Origin of the sequence: Pseudomonas sp. W2-17, from assembly GCF_041060445.1 — a bacterium.
Lineage (GTDB): Bacteria > Pseudomonadota > Gammaproteobacteria > Pseudomonadales > Pseudomonadaceae > Aquipseudomonas.
Window position 1 is genome coordinate 113,252 of record NZ_JAUFNS010000008.1, and the last position, 18,593, is coordinate 131,844.

The 18,593-nt window shown below is 53.1% G+C and carries 12 protein-coding genes, 5 pseudogenes and 1 riboswitch; of the genes and pseudogenes, 11 read left to right on the plus strand and 6 right to left on the minus strand.

Annotated features, from left to right (window positions below; all coding sequences use genetic code 11):
- Positions 1-261 precede the first annotated feature (261 nt).
- A complete protein-coding gene (locus QWI20_RS12205; protein WP_369305693.1) occupies positions 262-4,344 on the minus strand; it encodes a P-loop NTPase fold protein in 4,083 nt (1,360 codons plus the stop codon).
- A gap of 145 nt (positions 4,345-4,489) precedes the next feature.
- Between QWI20_RS12205 and QWI20_RS12210 the strand changes: the two are divergent.
- Positions 4,490-4,692, plus strand: a pseudogene (locus QWI20_RS12210) (IS5/IS1182 family transposase); the annotation flags it as partial.
- 207 nt (positions 4,693-4,899) lie between these two features.
- Here QWI20_RS12210 and QWI20_RS12215 read toward each other — a convergent pair.
- On the minus strand, positions 4,900-5,088 hold the full coding sequence (locus tag QWI20_RS12215; protein WP_080052661.1) for an AbrB family transcriptional regulator: 189 nt from the start codon (positions 5,086-5,088) through the stop codon (positions 4,900-4,902).
- A 625-nt stretch (positions 5,089-5,713) separates the two neighbouring features.
- Here QWI20_RS12215 and QWI20_RS12220 point away from each other — a divergent pair.
- The gene (locus QWI20_RS12220) at positions 5,714-5,956 is read left to right on the plus strand and encodes a type II toxin-antitoxin system ParD family antitoxin (RefSeq protein WP_369305694.1); all 243 of its coding nucleotides are present in this window, start codon (positions 5,714-5,716) and stop codon (positions 5,954-5,956) included.
- Positions 5,957-7,377: 1,421 nt separating this feature from the next.
- Entirely contained in the window at positions 7,378-7,803 is a 426-nt protein-coding gene (locus QWI20_RS12225; RefSeq protein ID WP_369305695.1) for a VOC family protein, read from the plus strand.
- Here the strand turns inward: QWI20_RS12225 and QWI20_RS12230 are convergent.
- Positions 7,761-8,237 (minus strand): NUDIX pyrophosphatase, encoded by a 477-nt coding sequence (locus QWI20_RS12230; RefSeq protein WP_369305696.1) that lies wholly within the window; start codon positions 8,235-8,237, stop codon positions 7,761-7,763. The two genes, QWI20_RS12225 and QWI20_RS12230, sit on opposite strands and share 43 nt — an antisense overlap.
- Before the next feature lie 176 nt (positions 8,238-8,413).
- Between QWI20_RS12230 and QWI20_RS12235 the strand changes: the two are divergent.
- The 6 genes and pseudogenes from QWI20_RS12235 to QWI20_RS12260 all read left to right on the plus strand — a co-directional run.
- Positions 8,414-8,650: pseudogene (locus QWI20_RS12235) on the plus strand (DCC1-like thiol-disulfide oxidoreductase family protein); the annotation flags it as partial.
- Positions 8,627-9,338: pseudogene (locus QWI20_RS12240) on the plus strand (LysR family transcriptional regulator); the annotation flags it as partial. The pseudogenes QWI20_RS12235 and QWI20_RS12240, both read left to right, overlap by 24 nt.
- A 356-nt stretch (positions 9,339-9,694) precedes the next feature.
- Positions 9,695-10,354, plus strand: coding sequence for a hypothetical protein (locus tag QWI20_RS12245; RefSeq protein WP_369305697.1), 660 nt, complete (start codon positions 9,695-9,697; stop codon positions 10,352-10,354).
- Between the two features lie 431 nt (positions 10,355-10,785).
- Positions 10,786-11,565: a CBASS cGAMP synthase gene (locus QWI20_RS12250; RefSeq protein WP_369305698.1), complete on the plus strand. Its 780-nt coding sequence runs from the start codon at positions 10,786-10,788 to the stop codon at positions 11,563-11,565.
- 41 nt (positions 11,566-11,606) lie between these two features.
- Positions 11,607-11,891, plus strand: a complete 285-nt coding sequence (locus QWI20_RS12255; protein ID WP_369305699.1) for a helix-turn-helix domain-containing protein — start codon at positions 11,607-11,609, stop codon at positions 11,889-11,891.
- A gap of 410 nt (positions 11,892-12,301) precedes the next feature.
- Positions 12,302-12,904 (plus strand): hypothetical protein, encoded by a 603-nt coding sequence (locus QWI20_RS12260; protein WP_369305700.1) that lies wholly within the window; start codon positions 12,302-12,304, stop codon positions 12,902-12,904.
- Positions 12,905-13,874: 970 nt separating this feature from the next.
- On the opposite strand, the gene QWI20_RS12265 is transcribed toward QWI20_RS12260, so the two are convergent.
- The 3 genes and pseudogenes from QWI20_RS12265 to QWI20_RS12275 all read right to left on the minus strand — a co-directional run.
- The gene (locus QWI20_RS12265; protein WP_369305701.1) at positions 13,875-15,227 is read right to left on the minus strand and encodes a hypothetical protein; all 1,353 of its coding nucleotides are present in this window, start codon (positions 15,225-15,227) and stop codon (positions 13,875-13,877) included.
- 554 nt (positions 15,228-15,781) lie between these two features.
- Entirely contained in the window at positions 15,782-16,594 is an 813-nt protein-coding gene (locus QWI20_RS12270) for a tetratricopeptide repeat protein (protein WP_369305702.1), read from the minus strand.
- A gap of 246 nt (positions 16,595-16,840) precedes the next feature.
- Positions 16,841-17,506, minus strand: a pseudogene (locus QWI20_RS12275) (MFS transporter); the annotation flags it as partial.
- A 112-nt stretch (positions 17,507-17,618) separates the two neighbouring features.
- On the opposite strand from QWI20_RS12275, the pseudogene QWI20_RS12280 reads away from it, so the two are divergent.
- Positions 17,619-17,864 (plus strand): annotated as a pseudogene (locus QWI20_RS12280) (hypothetical protein); the annotation flags it as partial.
- A gap of 166 nt (positions 17,865-18,030) precedes the next feature.
- A complete protein-coding gene (locus tag QWI20_RS12285; protein WP_012723172.1) occupies positions 18,031-18,354 on the plus strand; it encodes a DUF190 domain-containing protein in 324 nt (107 codons plus the stop codon).
- Positions 18,355-18,449: 95 nt separating this feature from the next.
- Positions 18,450-18,522: riboswitch (Fluoride riboswitch) on the plus strand.
- Positions 18,523-18,593 lie beyond the last annotated feature (71 nt).

The window sequence follows — 18,593 nt, forward strand, 5'->3', positions numbered from 1 at the left end:
TCTAGCTACCACCCAGCGTTGAGTGAGATCCATCACTGTCTGGGGAGATCGAACCGTGGAGTGGCTTGTTCTGGCCGAAAGCAGCCGGTCGTGGGTTACTGCTTTCGACCCATACGACTCTCGGCCGTAATCACGAAAGCCGACGCGACTCACCCATTTGGGTCTGGCGGTATGCTCGAAAGTCGTGAGTGTTTGGTTTATGAGTAGATCCTCTAGCCAACGGGCTGCCACATCAGTGCAGCCTCAGACCTAGAAAGGCTTCTACTTGCGATTGTTCCAGCGTGTCAGCAAACCTTTCATTGTCCGGCTATCGCCGAAAAACTTCCCAATGATGCTCAGGTCTTCTTCCTTCAGCCCATCAGGCTTCAATTCCTTGAGAACGGCATCGGTACCCAGCACTTTCGCCCAAGTGGCCATATGGCCCTTGGCGGTCTCAGAGGCTGCATTGCGAAGTTCGCTCAGCAACTGCTTGGCAAAGTCGACCCGCTCCTCGTGTGTTACCAGCCGCTTACTGATGTCAACGCGCGACGCATGGACAGCAGACCAGCTCAGCGGACTGTCTGGCATTTTGAAGATTGTGATCGCGAGCGTGAGTACCTCTCGCGACTCTTTGTGATCCTCTCCACCCTCGGCTCGAACGATTTGTTTGAACAGGCGAGCGCGGTGTTCATCCGTCGTCTCTGCGTCGAGAAGAAGTTTTTTGAGATTGCTATGGGCCTCTGCGGCCAGTGCCCGACACCATAGAGCCAATGCCAGATCAGGATCTTGAGTATTGCCACGCATGCCTAGAAGCAGCACGGCTTTGGTGGTCTCAAAGTCTTCTTGGATGGACAGGTTGGGCGTCAGCGCTTTCCAAACGCGCTCCAACAATGCTACTTCATCAGGCTTCGCGAAGTTGATTGGGTCAGGCAGATGGGCCATTTGCTCCACTGGAACCTCATGCCCACTCGTGCTCAGGAACTCAACGGCTTCTTCTGGGCTTTGCTCCCAAACGAAGCGAGCGATCTCTACAAGTGTCGTGGCCAGGGAAGACGGCGCGATCTCGTCCACCAGCATGCTGTTCAGCGACGCTAGCGCGTGCCGGCCAACGCAGCATGGTGATTTTGTAACGGCTACACGCGCCTCAGAGATCATCGCCTGCAGGCTATAGCCGCTGGTGAGAACATCTTCTGACGGCCAGCGACCGACCATCTTGCGGTGTAGCTCTTCGTAGACTTCAGGGTAATCCTTGGCATTGGTAACCAGTTTTTGTAGAGCGGGGCCCAGAATGCTCGGGCTGCCCTGAAGCATTACACGGCTCAAACCAGGAAGCAGGAATTTCAGGTATGTGTCCCACTCATCTACTTTGCTTGGCACTGTTGTCAGAAGCTTGTCGAGATGTACCTGGAGATCGGAGCTTCCCCAGTAGGCCAAAGGAATGTAGGTGGCAGCGTCGCTGTAGAGACTCTCATCTCGCTCATCAAGCTCTGTGCCTTCTGTCAGCTGTGTGAGGTGCGTTGCGACGGCCTCTTTGTTTCCCTCAGACAGGTTCTCATACGCCTCAAACATCACCTTGCGACACTCGCGAGGAACGTCTTCGAGCGGTGTTGCGATCCAATGATCCAAAGCCTCGCCAAGCGCTTCTTCATCAAGGATGACGAATTTTTCCAAGACTGTGGCCGCGTCGTTTTCGTAGCCTTCGATTTCGCTGAGCCCCGTGGAGAGATCGGCATAGGCCTGGTAGTGCGAGGCATCGAAGCGTGGAAGCCGCGAAGCGCCGATTTCGATAAGCAGGCGGAAGGCTCGCGGGTAATCGAGTGGTTCCTGTTTGACCTCCCTGACACGCCTGCAAAGGAGTTTCAGGCATTCCAAAACTTGCTTGTCTTCGGCGGAGCGGTGGTGCTGCTCTACTGCATTCAGCACGCAGCTGATTGGCTCTGGCGCATAGAGGTTGCTTGCCGCTCTGATCTGTGCCCACATCTTGATCCGGCTGTCTTCACCTTCAATGGCCAGTTGGGCCCAGACGTGATCAACCCTGGCTAAGGTAACTTCCGCCCCCAGCGCGGCCAGCGCGTGGCCTTCATCGATTTCGCCCGCTTCGTGCGCGTGCAGGGCCGCAGTCAGCTGATCCACATAGGCCGGCCCAATCTCTGGAAGCAGCGCTGACTCAAAACTGTCCATCCATTTATGTAAGTCGAGGAACGGAAGCTTGAGAGAGCCTTTTGCGGTGGTCACCGTTCGTTCAGTAAGCCAATTCATCAACGTTAGTTTGGCTCGGACTGGCAAGCCATGAGCCTCCAGCACGTATAGCGCTGTGCCGGCGGCGCACTTGGCGATGCTGATGGCTTCTTCCATGTTGGGTGCTTGGCCCGTTGGAAGATCAAGCGTGCCCGGCTTCTCAAGGTTGAGCAGGCTGTCGATGAGCACAGCAGCTACGTGTTGCTGATCCACTGGGTTGGCGGCCTTAACGATACGATCAATTTTCTCCACACCTAGAATCGTTCGCAGCTCTAAAGAGGTGACGAGGTCATTGCAAACAATGCCAAGCACCATTTCCCGTGTACGGACTGGCAGACGATCAATGATGTCTGCCACCACACGCATTGCGTTGAATTTCAATGCTTGCTCAGTGCGATGCAGCTCACTGAGCATGTTGTGCAACAATTGACCCTCGACGTCGCTCAGCAGGTCGTTTGCTCGCGGGGAAAGGGTCTCCAGGAAGCCCTGAGTATCACCCGAGACCAGTTGGTTGTAGATCCGTGAGGCGTGAGCACCGTATTGGCGAGTGACCGTGTCTTCCGAGAGCAAGAGAAGGCTCTGCAGAGATTCTGGCCAGTTGATGCCGACCAGGCTCGCCAGGAACTGGCGCAGATCCCGGCAACCTTCAACGAGTATGGGATTGTCATCCCCTTCCTGCGTGACGTATCGCTTAAGGACGTGATGTGCCTCCAGCGGCTCGTCATGTAGAGATGTTTGCCTGACCATCAGGTTGGTCAGTCGGAGCAGAAGCTGGGGATCGTCCTGTAGGTCACGATAGAAACCTGGAAAGCTCACGCGCGCTGCGCTGAGCGCGCCTAGGGCGATCGGGTGCTTTGTGACTGCTCCCTCATGCAGGCCCCCTGGGCGGTCACTGCCAATGGCGTCGAATTCGCGCGTCTTGGCGAGCCACCAAGTCTGAGTGAAGGCGTTGACGATCTGAAGCGCATTACGTGGGTCGGTTACATTCACATGAATCATGCGATCCACGATCTGCTCCACCGAAGCGCCCTTATCAGCGATATCTTGTACGAGCTCGGGGAAGCGTTTGAGCTTCGAAAGCGCGAATTGGCGCATGTCATTGCGCGGTGGTGGTGGAATCTCAAGTCGGAACTGGAAGATGCGATCGAGATAGCGACGGGCATCGGCAGAGCTGAAAATCGATCCCGGTTGCTCAGGGTTGCTCCGGCGTTTGAAGAGCGCGTCTGCGACCTTGCCTTCATCGCAGGAAATGACAAATACCAGCCCCAGGTTTTTTGGCAGTTTTTCTATGGGGATTTCCATGAAGGTGCGGACAGCGTCCAATCCCAACACCATTTCCTCTGCGGATAGGCGATCGAGGTCATCCACGAAAATGACCAGCCGCTCGTAAGGCACTGAGTTGTCTTTGCTGGGCTTAAATTTGCGCAACTGTTGGAGGAGCAACTCCTCGTACTGCTCCGCACTCACGCTGGGCAGATGCACCCGAGTAACGGTGTTGAATGGGTTAACTGCTGAGGGCTTCATGACGTTAATCAAGTAGGTGTAGACCGCACTGACTGCGGCTACAAACAGCCCCTGGGCTATGCCGCCGTCCAATGGCAGGAACAGCAGCCCGACGATTACCAAGATGACGTAGGCAGTGAAGGCGAGCGCAAAGGCGGGCACCGGCGCTGCCCAGGTGTGAAGGTGCTCCTTGATAAGTTCCTTGACCTTCTTGGGCACCGATGTGGTGTGAGTCACGTTTCGGTACAGGTCGTCCTGCAGCCTGCTCTCATCTCCGCCCAGCTCCAGGAACACGTGGCGAAGAAGCGCTCGTTTAATATCTTGCTCTTTTCCACCAAAGCGCCAGGCGTTGAAAGTGATGCTCTTGAAGCGCTGACTTCTGGGCTGCTGTCCACCAGCAGTCGAGGTGTCGTCCGCAAGTGCCCTTGTATAGAGTTCCTTCACCGAGCTCTTGCCGGTCCCCCAGCCGCCCAGCAAACCGATGCTGAACGGGGGCTGATGCCTTTCATCCTCGATCAAGCAACGCAATGCTTGAGCATAGTGGCGGTGTCCGAACGCGTCCTGGTCTTCGCGTTCAATGTGGCGATCCAGTACGGCGGGCATCATGCGACGCGGATCTTGCATTAGATCATCCCTAAAAACTGTGGCAATTGGCTACCTTGGTAAGAGCTTACTTACCTTGTGGTCGAGTGACTAGCGCATCTGGGGGAAAGACCCAAAGCCTGGCTGGCTTTTGACAGGAAGCTTGGCTTTACAAATATGGTGAGGCATCGCGGCGACGCCAGCGTATCAGCGCTCTCGCCACGAACGTAAGAAGGCCGAAACGTTAGCCCAACTCAAGCGCATTCTGAAACTGGATCGCTTGCGACTATGTGAGTGGCGCGTCCGATGAGTTAACGCTGGCCGCCGCGGTACAGAACCTGCGACGTCTGGCCAAAATTTATCTTTCAAGGGCCACCAGCTATGGGATAGGTGCGCCTGCACGAAGCAAAAAACCTCAAACTAACCCACTAGCCAAGCTGCAAAACTCAACGAAGGGCCGAAAAACCACTCAATGTGGTGAGTAGGTTCTCCGGTGGTGGTTGTGCCTGAGCTCAGGGGAGCTGAAAATCTGACTTTTCAATAGAATCGGTCGCAAGCATGCCCTCCATGACCGGCAGCTTCTGGCCGTGAGCTGCCTCAGGACTGGGTATTCGCATCACGAATCGGTCTGAGCACTATCGCCCCATTAACCAATTCGATGCTCAAAGAATCACCTAGACCGACGTTTATTGCTGCAAGGACATCAGGTGGGAGATCGATGATTACGTCTCCGCTACCATCACCTAGATCTTGGCACTTCACGATTGTCCGCACGGATTGAGTCATAAGGGAAAAGGTCTGGACTGATGGGAAAGGCCTCATCCTACGCCAGCATGGCCCCTCCACGAAGCCATACAGCCTGTCCGGCGAGCAGCCCTATCAAACCTGACTGGCACCTTTACCCTCGCGCGAAGTCTAGGATCTCGTGGAGCGCAACCCACGGAGACTCGGATTTTTCTCCCTTGGCCGCGCATATCCGAGCATGAGAAAACGGCCTCTCACAATCTTCCAGTGCTTGGCTTTCCAGGCAATCACTGCAAACCGCTTGTCCTGCAACAATCATCCACTGGGTGTTCCATTCTTCAATCCTCCGCTCATTGTCCATAGCCGGATCTCTTCCGTGTGCGCTCTAGAGAACTGACGATACATTCGGGACAGCCGCATTGATACGCTCAAAAACGTACCCTTATTTGAAGGTAATGCCGCTATCCTTAAAACACGAGACATTGCGCTCAGTAAGCGTTCGTCACTGCCAGCTGTCGGCCAAAATCGGTCGTTCGAAAAGCAAGAGCGTCGTGCACGGATAGTGATGGCGCAGCTTTTGAGCACGGCATCAAAGAGGGAACATCACCGAATGGCGCCGCTCGTATGATTGGGTTAGCATCTCAGCACCGCGTCAGGAGGCTCTAACATGGCTGCTGTGCGCAAAAACATCGTCATATCAGGTGCACAAGACCGCTGGATCAAAACTCAGATCGAGTCAGGCCGGTACGCGAGTTACAGCGAATGCATCCGTGCGCTCATCCACTGTGAGCAGGAGCGATCTGATATTACCGAGGTTATCCGTTCTGCACTGATAGCCGGCGAGAACAGCGGCGAACCTATCACATTCGACCCGGAGGCATTCAACCAATTCATGTCAGAGAAGAAATGATAGCGTATTGATATCGGCAAGGCATCAGCGGGCGTAGGATAAGCCTCATCCCGTCAGCCGAGGGCGAATCTGTCGCAATGACTGGAGCTGCGCTGGCTACTCTGAAATGTCAGGACCGGAGGGATGGTAGCTGGGACCTCATTCCGACCACCCCGAAAGCATAAACCTCATTGCGGATTCTTTTTCACATCGGAACGGTTTCACCTACAGATCCCTTGGCCTACGCAGCTCCGCTTGTAGAGGAATTGAGAGATATCAATAGCTATGCGGGGCAATTTCACCATGACACTAACCCTGGGGTCTGCGACACTCTTCCAGTAACCACATCAGAACTTCTCACCTATAGCCAGCGGGCGCTGACTCTGGTTTATCGTGGGGCGGTATAAGCACTTTTTGGATCATCGCCACCTGAAGGCCGCTGTTGCCCGATTGCAGCCCTTTCCTACAGGCAGCAATCGGCCAGTTGCGAGCGATTGACTGGAGACATAATACTGCTATTGGTTAGCGGGTTGGGTGGAGCACTCCTTTGAGCGTGCTCACGACCCGAGATTTCTGGTGCGGGTAGGGCTTATCGAACTTTGTCAGCCAATCTTCATTTGTATCCGTCTTGGGAATACCCTAAGCTCCAAGTGCTTAAAAAGTATTGGTAGCGCGTCTCTGCAACGCAACGGCCATCATTTTTTCCGCGATAGTGTGTATCGTCTCCCCACCAAAGACTGTCACCGCAACCTCGAACAGAATCTGGTACCCCAAGAAGAGCCACGACTTGCTGTTGCGTAGTGCCCGTGCGTATTTGCTCGAATGCGTGACTTGCGTGGCTTTCTAAATGTGAACTGAGGTATAGGCCAAAAATGGTAGCTGCTATTGCACTAACGGTAGCCAGCGCTAGTATTCGATTCCATGCTGTATGACTTGGCACACATGATTTCCATAGGGCGTTAGATCACGATAGCTTAGCACCAAGCGAAGCTGACTTATGCGCGGCGCAAGCGGCCGCTTTTGGTCGATAGCTGTCAGTAGGAGCTACGCGGGCGTAGGATGGAAGCTCTCCCGCCAATGCAGGGAGATCTTTCCCTCATCAGTAAATCAGTGCAGATAGTCGTGAAATGCCAAGATCCAGGTGATGACAGCGGAGATGTCATCATCGATCTCCCATCGGATGTCCTTGCAGCAGTGAACGTCGGCTCGGGCGATTCCTAGAGCATCGAGTTGGTTAACGAGGCGATATTGCTCAGACCGATTCGTGATGCGGACACCCGGCCCTGGGGCAGCTATCGACCCCAAAGCGTCCTTTCAACTGCATCTCCACAAGGTGAGTGAGACCTCGGCCCACGTCTACCGTACTGGTGCGTATGTCAGCCACTCAAACAATGCGATTTAGCTTTACGCTTAGTAAAAGGCCTTACGCTAAGGAGGCGTGGATGAGCAGAAATTTTCTTGGTATTGCGTGGACGGGGCTCTATGCAGCCGATCTGACTGCGCTGGTCGGTTTCTATGTCGAAAGGGTAGGCCTTCCTATAGTGGAAAACGGCGATGGCTATTGCATGCTGGATGTCGGCGGCGGCGCAATTTTTGAGTTGTGGGCCGATGGCGCGCGCGCTCCTCATCGGAAGACGCCGGCAGAGCAGTCGGTGATCATCGGATTCGCGGTACTTTCTCTGGAGTCCGCCATGGAAGACTTGAGCAATCATGGGCTCCAGCCAGACTCCGAAGTCGGTACATACGGCAATAGTCGTTGGGTCTATTACTCAGACCCAGAAGGCAACAGGTTTGAGCTCAAAGAAACGATGGATTTCGCCCTCACTCATTTGGGAACGCCTTCGCGAATGGCGCGCGACCATAGTTGATCAACATGTCGAAGACATTCCGCATTTGCGCCGTAAGTCAGCAGCGGCAGCGCCTCGGCAAGCCGAAACCAGCGAAATGATGTGTGCTCTGCTGACAGGACAGGATCTCCCATACCCGAGATATCTGCAGTAAAGACGCGCTCTTCTACTTGCTGAGGCTCCGCACCATAGTGCTTGCGCCACTGCTCCTTGATCGGATATTGGTGACTGAATCCACAGTAGACAGGCGGACTGATGCGCAGCGCAGTTTCTTCGAATACTTCGCGAACTGCCGCGTCCTGGAAGCTCTCCTGATCTTCCAGCGCGCCCGAAATGCCCTGAAAAAACGCCGGCAAGCCTAGATCATCGCGTGGGGCTCGCTGGAAGATCAGATACTGGCGTTCGCCTCCCACAGAGCGGGTCAGAAATACGTGAACTGAATAAGCACGTCGCATTGGCCTTCCTTTGCAAAGGATCGATGGGCGAACGCGCGTTTACCTTTGCCAGGTTTTGGACAACTCTCTCACCTGTGCAGCAGTGCAGCCTTTGTGCGCCGGGACGTAGAGAATAAACATTTTGATCTGGGTAAGGGGACTTAAGCAGGTCGCCCCTCAAGCGTCACTCTCCGGATTCAGTCGTTCAGTCCGAGGAAGGTCAGGCGCTGCTGGTTTGGGCAGGGTGCCCCGTCGATACGTTCGATAAGATGGCGGTTATCCGCGATCATCATTACTGCGTGAGGTCGGATGCGTTTTTTGAGGTCATCAGTCGGCTGCCGGCACCTTGGCCCCTGCTTCAAGTGCTGAAGGTATTTCCACGCTGGCTGCGGGACTGGGTTTATGACCGTATCGCGCTCAACCGGAATAAGCTCAGGAAAACATTGCCTCCGTTGACCAGTTTGCTGCCGTTCGAAGCGGCTGCTCGACTGCAGAGCTTTTCGAAGGCCGCTGATGAGTTGCACATCACTCAAGCGGCCATCAGCAGGCAGATTCGGGGTCTGGAAAGCGATCTGGGGGCGAAACTCTTTATCCGCCGTAACCGAGCTGTCTTTCTAACAGAGGAGGGGAGACAGTTAGCGGGGGTGGTGAGCGCGGCATTGGCAAGTATCAGCGACGGTGCTGTATCGCTTCGCAAATCACATCGCAGAAATCGTGTTGTCCTGCTTTGCCAATTATGTGAAGCCTTTTATTGGCTGATGCCCCGCCTCGCCACGTTCCAGGATCGATATCCGGAGATCGAAGTGCAGGTAGTGACCTCAACGCGGCCTATTGCCGAATTCAATGACCGCTTCGATATAGCCCTGCAAAGCAGGGCGTGCGAACGGCCCGCATACTCTGGTCTCTACAGCTGCCGACGAAGTCTTCCCGGTGTGTAGCCCGAGCTACCTTGCGCTTGGCGAGACGCTAAGCCTTGAAGAGCTCCGCTCGCACTCTCTCTTATACTACGCTCCCACCTCCCCGGATTTCATGATCTGGGAGGATTGGTTGCAGGTGTTTGGGAATAGGATGGAAGCTCATACAGGCACTGTGTTTGACAGCTACCCGCTGATGCTTCAGGCGCCGAACGCCAGGCGCACAGGCCCGTCGATCTGAGATTTTTAGCGATCTGGACTTTTTGCTTTGGAGGTGAATTACGCATGAGCAGCGCGCACTTCGCAGGGAATTGCAGAGAAGACTCTCTCGGGAAAAGACCGCGCCAATCCCTTCGTTGTTCTTGTCTCTGCAGGTGGGGGCGGGCCGCTGTCGAAAACAAGCCCGTAAAATGCGGCTTACATCCTCACGGCCTCGCGCTCCGCTTGCGAGTGTCGTGGCCCTGAGGACCTATCCACTTACCAGCGAAGGCTACGAGCATCAGAACGTGCGCATGCCGGTCATTGCGGCTACTGTAATGGATGATTACTGCCTAAGGATTTCTTATGTATCAAGTACTCGGGATTCAAAAATGCATGTTCTACTTTGCGACGCTGTGCATCATCATTTTCGGAGCGCTAAGTTTTTGGCGTTTTGCTGAAGTTTTCAGCGGATTCGGTGCTTTCTGGCGTATTTGCTCGACGTCAGTTTTCATTGCAACCCTTGTTGTCCTGGGCTTGGGCCAAACCCTGATTTTTCCGTTGATTTGTAGGCTGCCCTTGGTACGACGATTTTTCCCCCCTATAGATGGTGAATGGCAAGTGACCATCCGATCTAATTGGAATGTATTAAGGCAGCTCGTAGCGCAGCCGGTGGGAGAGGTGCTGTTCAGCAAGCAAGGCAAAATCTCAATTACTTCCCGCCTGTTCAGCGTGCGCATGAAATTCCAATCCGACGATAAGTACTCCAAGTCGAGCACAACAGTCGTCGGTGTTCGACGCGACCCCGAGCACGGCTCTATCGAACTCAATTATTCCTATCATAATGTGACGCATAATCCGGAAGTGACCGATAGCGGCTGCCACTATGGTTCCGCGCGGGTGGAAATTCGCGACGAGAAGGATGTGGTCACTCTGGATGGCGAGTATTGGACGAATCGGAACTGGAACAAGGGATTGAACACTGCTGGATTGATATCGTTTGAGCGCTTGAGCCCACCGCAATAATCTCCTTCACCGCTACAGCCCGTTCGGTTGCCACCTCCGTCGGCTTCCATTTTTCCCTACGCCAATCAACGCCCATCTCCGGTTCAGGCAGATGATGGCCTGGCTCTAGAGCCCACGTGTGCACCCCCTAGTCGTGCACGCGCGCGCTCAACCAAGAAATGATAAAACCCGTTTCAGATTTTAGGACAGCTTCAAACCACGCTACACTACATGTGGTGTTAATCGGCCGTAATCTAGACGCTGTTGCACTATATCTGGTGTTGTGTCAGGCTTGGATCCAGCTTGTGTCCGTTCCGATACAGATGAGTGCATCTTGCCGAAAACCCTGATTGCAGGCGCAGGGATGAGGGCTCCTATTGGGAAGATTCCTGATGCCAAAATCAGTGTAAAAGCCGACACGATGCGCAATCGCCATCCAATGGAGTAGTCCCATGCTGAACCTAAGCCCATTGCTTTACACGACGAAAGATCAAAGTGGCGACAGCCAATCTAGCATCGATCATCCGACGTTCCTGAGGGCCATGGATCTCAGTCGCGAAGAGAAACAGACAATCGATGCTGCGCGAAAGGAAATTCGCCAGGCGCTACGAGATGGGCTGCCGCAGGCGTTGCGCGACAAAGGCTATGAAGGGGATGCCTGCGAACCAAAATTTTTCATACAGGGTTCTTGGGCATATAAAACGCTGAACCGGCCATGCCAAACCCCACCGCAACAATCTGATGTCGACGATGGGGTTTACCTGCCGTTGAGTATCATGAAAGAAGAATCCAAGCCTCACTTGGCGATCAACGATTTTTTTGAGGCCGTACAGGCTGTGCTGGAGAGTCTGTGCTGCGAAGAGAGTGGGTGGACGCTGGAGCGTAAGCCTAACTGCATGCGGGTGGTTATTTCTGATTACGCCCACATTGACTTACCGCTCTATGCGATTCCGGACGACCAGTATCTGCTGTTGAAGGCCGCTATTGAGTCATTCACTGTACGAGCGATGGATGGCGTTGCCACTGCCTCCACCCAGACTTGGAAGAAGCTTCCAGCCGATAAGATTTTGCTAGCCTGTGATCGCGGGTGGATCAAGTCGGATCCTTTGGAAATGAAGGAGTGGTTTGAGCGTGAGGTGAGCGACAAAGGTGAGCAGCTACGTCGCGTGGTTCGCTATATCAAGGGCTTCCGTGACCAGCAATGGGAGGAGAAAGGGCCTAGTTCAATATAGGACTCAAGAAGGCTTCATCGTTCCTTTTGTGAGTCTGAAAATTGGAACTGAATATCGCGTTTGGACAGGCACTTCGGGACATCCGCAAGCAACGAGGCCTCACCCAGGAGGATTTCTCGGACGTTAGTAGTAGGACGTATCTGAGTACCCTAGAGCGCGGCTTGAAGAGCCCTACGATTGACAAGGTGAGTCAATTAGCTAACGTCCTGAGCGTGCACCCAGTCACGCTTATCGTTGCAGCGTTCCTTATCCAAGAGAGATCAGTCACTCGTAGGGACCTACTCCAACAAATCGACACGGAGCTTGAGGAGCTCGGCATCCGTTAGAACGTGTCGATCGATGGGCGGGGGAGACGAGGACTGGTCTGGTCTGCCTTGGCGATTGTTAACTGGCGCTGACTTCGCAACAAAGAGTTCCAATTTTTCGCCGTAGGATAGCGACACGGTTTGGCGATTGAGCGTCTAGGTTCGAGCCTGTTCTAATGGAAAGTATCGAATTTCGGAGGTCACAAGACAGCGCGTTTGAGGACGTCGGTATGATTTAGGCAGAAAAGGTGAGGGATAGAGCAGGGCGCTGGCTTTGACGATGGCAAACCGTCGACCAGTTCATCGCCCAGATAAATTCTGAGACTAATGAGTCACTCTACAGATGCTTCACTCTTGAAACTAAGACTCCTAAATAACGGCTTACTATGCCATCACTGAAGATGGGGCGAAATATACCAGGAGGATAAAATATGACAGTCAGAAACACCGAGCACACTACACTTGATCAAGTAAAATATGCGGTAGCGGAATTAGATCGCAGTGACTGCTTCGCCAAATTTCCTGATCGATTTAAAGCGATAATTATGGCTACCTACACAGAGCTGATCGATGAAGTAGAAGCCGAAAAGCGTAAAAGAATTGTAGAAATTCAAGAGCTTGAAAAAGGTCTACGAGCTCGATGGGCCGTTCACATCAGAGAAAAAATTAGAGCTGTTCGAAGCCTTGAGGCGGAGGTCCAGCACTCCGCCAACATGAGAATGGAGTTAAAAGATGTAACCGCCAAAGCCTGGAAAGATCAAGAAAAAATCACTGATTTGATCGCGCGCTTAGTAAAAGCAGAGTCGGAAAATAAGTATTTTCTAGAAACCATTGAAAACTTACAAAAGCGGTGCGAAAACCTGAAAAAAAACATAGAGCACTTTGATGCTCAAGCTTTACAACAAAGAGATTCAGATTCTCAAATGTATTCGCAGAGGATTTCAAAACTAGAGCAAGACTTAATGAGTAGTCAAGCTCAGGTATTGGAGCTCTCAAAAGAACTATTGTCTGGTAGACACGGAAGATCGACGTGAAGTCCAACTTTCCAGCGGGATGGAATGCGAGCGAGTGCACTACAAAGGTGGCGAGATCACGATGCCGTCTATCACTGGTGCAACTCCATGCGCAAGTTCACTGCGTGCTCACCACCGGTGTCCGCCAACGCAGAGGGGCGAGAGCCTCTTGATAGAGATTTTCAAGATTGGCTTGGGTTTGGCAATGGCGCACGGCATACCAATCTTTACCAGTCATTGACGATAGAGGACTCGACAGAGGGAGACAAAAACCGTGCAGGCTTCTGATTCCCTTGTATTTATTGGCAATAGATAATTTTCTGTTGCCAATGATTGAGCCTGACAGTCACACCGCCCCAGCACCGTAACATCCAGTTACGCATAATGTATATTATGTTAAATTATATGTCCGAATCTCTGCCCAGCCAGTGTCACCGGTACCCGGAAGTGAATATCGAAAGTTCTCTGCTCCAGAGTGCTCTGAAGTAAAAATAGCCCTAGATTCCCTCTCAAGCGCCGAATCTGGACGATGTACGCCTTAAACACCGATTCCTTCAAATCTCCGACAGCTTTTCCCTCTCTGTACGCTCTAGGTTGCATTTACTTCCAAACCTCGCAGATATATCCATTTGGATGAGAGAAAGCGTGACATCTCGTTGGCCTACACGTCTACGCAACCATACGACCGACGATACTCGTAAAAAGTATACTCCATGGCTGATGCTTGCGATCCCCGCGTGAGGGCTCAAGTTACATGTATGCCCAGACCTGAGTTTTACTTCAAAAACTCATGCTTTAGCATCAGGATTCCTTCAAAGTCACATGCCGTAGCACCAAACTTCCTTCAAATCGTATGCCGTAGCCTTCATCTCTCTTCAAAACCGCATGCCTTAGCATCAATTTCTCTTCCGGTAAGGATTATAAAATTAGTACTTCCGGTCGGAAGTTTGGTGAGCTTTTCAACCCAGCGGGCTCTCCCGACAGCGATCCCTCAAGTCTTTATTGCCGAGGCAAGCAAGCGAAACCCGTTCAGCAGCGTGCCGAAGTCCACCAAATGGATCCCGTTGTATTGCCTAGCCGCTTCTCGGTAACCTATGTAGGCAGCCGCTTCATCCACGTTCGCCGGCATGAGCCCGGCAACCACGACGCACCGCGGTTTTTGGATCTGTCCCGGAATATCAGGCCGCAGCTTTCGACCTTCCTCTATCGCAGATGCCAACTCGGGATGGGGTATTAACCTTCCTGGCGGCTCCCCAGAACCTTGTAGGTCAGAATCACCAATACGACCTAAGCTGTCACGTATCATGAGCGTCGCATGAGGCGACCTCACAGTCAGCACCAACGCTTCATGCCCGTAAATGATTGGGCTCCCGACAGCGGATTTGGGTTGCGCACCCAGCGGCGGATCCAGCACGCCGCAGTCCGGATGCTGTAAGCATTTGACGACCAAATCGATGTTATGGCTCAGGAACGATTGCCACTCGGTTGCGCTGAGGTTTTGCGCCAGCATTATTTGATAATGGTGGATCATGCGGTATAGCTCGCCCCGATCCATCGATTCCCGCATTGCCTTGAAGTCTTCTGGCATCCCCAGAGGCAAGTCCCGAATGTATGCTTGCAGTGTCGCTAGATAATCTCGCTCGGCTTCACTAAACCCGCTGAGATAATGACCCCCACGGTCACCAGAATGTTTGAGAACAGGAGCTAGCTTTTCCACAATTTCTTCGTAAAGGTATGACCTCCGTGACCCCTCTTTTTGACGATTCCAAAAATCATCGCCGGTGTTGAACGCCGTCCTGAGATCATTGAGGGTGGCTTCCGAAACGCACACCACGTTCTCGCGTCTGAACAGGTCGCCTTCGAAATGTATTTCAATGGTATCGACACTCTTGTCGATCTGAAGCGCGCTAAGTACCGCGTTGAAGGATGCCTTGAACCCTAGCCCCTTGGCGCAGGTATTGAAAATCCCGGAGTCGAATACGCGTTCGATGTGAGACACCACCGAGATAGTTTCGCTTGGCAGTGGCCCAGCAAAGGGTTTTGGAAGCCGATATACGATGCGAGGGTAAGGCTTCCTCTGCCGCGTGTATTCTGAGATGAAGCGGGGGTTGATGACTGTTGGCCACGTCTCGATTCGGTCTGCAAAAATCCTCGCAAGCACATGCGAGTCTGCGCCCGATGAGCTATTTGTAGGGTGTTCGCCGGCCGTCGAAGACGGCACTGATAGCTCAACGTAAAAAGCTCGATTCACGACCCCTTTTCGGATACTAGGCTCTGGCAAGCTCTTCGCCCGTTCTCGCTGTTGCTTCTTCGTTTGGGAAGACTCATCACTGCCATCTTTCACGCGCCGCTCCCTTAGCCTGGAAGGCTGACTAAGCATCATCACGGCACCAAGCGCCGGATATCTCAAATATTGCGCGAGTAGCTAATAACTTTCAGAGCCTCATAACGGGGGATCGGATCGTGTCGCCGAACCGCCACGTACCTTAATCGAGCGGTTTACGGTTACCTGAAAGTAAATTTGTCGAAACGATTTCGTATATAACTGCCCCATGGATTGGCCATTGGGGAGTAGAATTATGAGGATAGTTCTCAGCAGTGCTCCGTCAAGTTAGAGCGATGAAAAAATTATGAATCCCTGCTCGCCACTGACCAGGTTCTCGGATCTCGCTAGTTAGTAAACTCAGTGTACTATTCTTGAAATGGAGTCAATAAGGCAGGCAAACTAAGCGCCACTGCAGGTTTGTAGATTTCTTCTGCAACGCATCGAGGGTGAAATATCATCTTTCTGATCAGAAATTTCGCTTTGAAGCCTGCGGCTAAACTTCCTGGATCGGCGTTGACTACAAATGCCAAGCTGTAAGGACAAGCCTTAAACCGTTATCTTACAGTCGCAGATCACAACCGCTTGATCAACGCTCCCAACTTCCTTTTGACCCCAATCTTGGGATTCAGTCGCAGAGCCTCCTCATAACACCCGATAGCCTCGCGAGCTTGCCCAAGCGCCTCATGGGCTAACCCTTGCACCTTCAACGCTGTCGGCTTCCACACTGGGTTATCGTCCGCCCCCAACGCTCGCGATCCAATCACCGCGGCCAGAATCCTCTCCAATTCAGACGTGGAGCATGCAACCTTCAGCATGGCCTCGGCAGTTAAAATGACGTCCGTATAGTTGGTCGAGCTTAGCAAGGCTGCATCCGCGGCGTCTTCATCCACCAGACCCCCGTCAGCACCGTAACGGTACTCGCCTCCTCCTGAGACCTTGACCACCAACTGCATCAACTTCTCATCAAACCCAATACGCTCAAAGGCACGCTGCGGCGTCACGGCGAAAAGCTCCACGCCTTCTTTGAGGTCATATAGAGCGAGCTTACGCCCATCCTCAGTCGGACTGTTTGCGGTGAGGCAGTACGCCAGGAGGCCATTGCGCGAAATCCCACTCTGCAGAATGTTTGCGGTCAGTACCTTGGTAATTATCGGTAGCCCCTGAGAAGTGAAGACGTGAAATGTGCCGGACAGCGTGCTCCCGAAGTGCCAATCTTCCAGGCAGAAGCTACCGTTGTCCGCGACTGCGCCGTTGTTCGGACGGGGCATACGGGCATCAATCACGGTGGCATTGTTGATGAGGTCGACCAGGATGTACCTGCCCTCACCCTCCTCTCGATGCCCGCCTCGCCTGCCATCTGGCGTCGCGTCATTCCAGGAAAGCACCCAAGCTTTCGTCGGCGACTGCTTACATAGGCCGTGGTAGTTAATGGATGGCGCCGTGAGGAAACCGCCAGCGATTTCCACAAGCTTTTGATTATGCGCCCTAGCCATAGAGGGGTTGGCTTGCGCAGGGCGCTTACCGGTTAACCAGGCCCATATCCCCATCTTTCATTCGCTCCATGAGCCCAGGCATGACCCAGGCGTGTCCTTTAACAAGAGCCATCAGGATGCTTCAGAGGATAGGACTGATCAAGCCAAGTCGGTCGCGGTGGTCGGTAGCTTCTTCAGTTTGAATGCGACGAGCAGCGCCGCCAGAAGGAATGCACCCATGAACGCCCCTACCCCATTCCACCCGCCTGCGTGGTAAGCAAAGCCACCAAGACTACCGACGACGCTCGATCCGACGTAGTAGGAAAAGAGATACAGAGACGATGCCTGGCCTTTTGCGCGCACGGTGCGGCGGCCAATCCAGCTGCTTGCAACTGAGTGAGCCCCGAAAAAACCAAATGTGAATACAACTATCCCTGGCAAAATCACGGCCACCGGCGACGCCATGGTCAGCCCTAACCCCGCGACCATGACCAGAATCGATACCATGAACATCGAGCGTCGGCCGTTCTTATCAGCCAGGGATCCCACCTTGGCAGAGCTGTAGATACCGGCCAGGTAGGCGGCAGAGATCAACCCTACCAACGCTTGACTCATGTGATAAGGCTCGGCCAATAGCCGATAGCCAATGTAGTTGAACATTGTCACGAAGCTTCCCATCAGCAGGAACGCTTCGAGAAACAACCATGGCAGGCCAGCATCCTTGAAATGCACAGAAAATCCATCGGTCAATGCTTTAGGGTTCAGGCGGATCGGGCGGAAATTACGCGATGCAGGTAAGAATTTGGCGAATAGGATGGCTGTCATTTGAGATATCCGAATAGAGACCGAGGCTAACAAAGCGCCCGTAGCGTGACACGCCGCCTCGGGGAAATTTCGTTACCATGAACGCCAGACTGCTCCACACAGGTACTTCAGTTTGTCAGCAAAACAGCTTACTGCCCGCGAGGCCTATCAGGTGCTTCGCGACATCGCTTTGGGCGTTCGCACCATGCGCCGCTTGGGTGAGAAGTCATGGACTGAAATGTGCAGCGGCATGATGACCGTTGAAACCGATGGCTGGGTCATCACGTTCTACAACGATTGCGAGACACTGGATTACTGCGATAGCTGCTATTGCCCAGACGGTCGTGCGTACACCTTTGACTCATCGCAGCAATTTGGTTGGGCAATTGCATGAACTTGACCAGCCATTTGCATTCGACTTGACCAGTCGTTTGCATCCGACTTGACCAGTGCGCATGATGCCAGTGTGAATCCTGCCCGGGTGGCAATGACGGCTGCCGGGCTTCTGTCCTATCAAATAATCAGCACGCGCTTAGGAGAGGAACATGAAAGGTTTTCTGGTCACTTTCTTTACTCAACAGAATCGTCGCTATCAGGGAAAGATGCTCGGCGACTGGATCGTTGATTTGGCGAAAGAAATGGGACTGCGGGGTGCGACTCTGTCCACAGGTATCGAAGGCTTTGGGCATACCGGCCGGCTGCATTCCTCGCATTTTTTTGAACTAGCGGATCAGCCTACCGAAATTCGTATGGCCATTACCGAGGACGAATCTGTGCAGTTATTCAAGCGATTGGAGCTTGAAGATATCTCGTTATTTTACATAAAAACCCCAGTTGAGATGGGCTTCGCCGGAACAGAAGTCACCTAGTCTGGCCTGCTTTCATAAGCGGTGACTCGAAGACGCCTACGCTTGCCTCGTGCTCCGAAACACGATTTTACATTTTGGACAGAGCTCGCTAAGATCGGCTCATTGGAGATGGCATTCCTCCATTAACCAACCGCTGTGCCCGTAGCAGCTGATGATGCCTACAGAAACCTGATCAACCAGGTCTGTAGGCGTTCGCGCCCAGAATCCCCTTTTTGGTCAGGCCCACTTACATTTTTGTG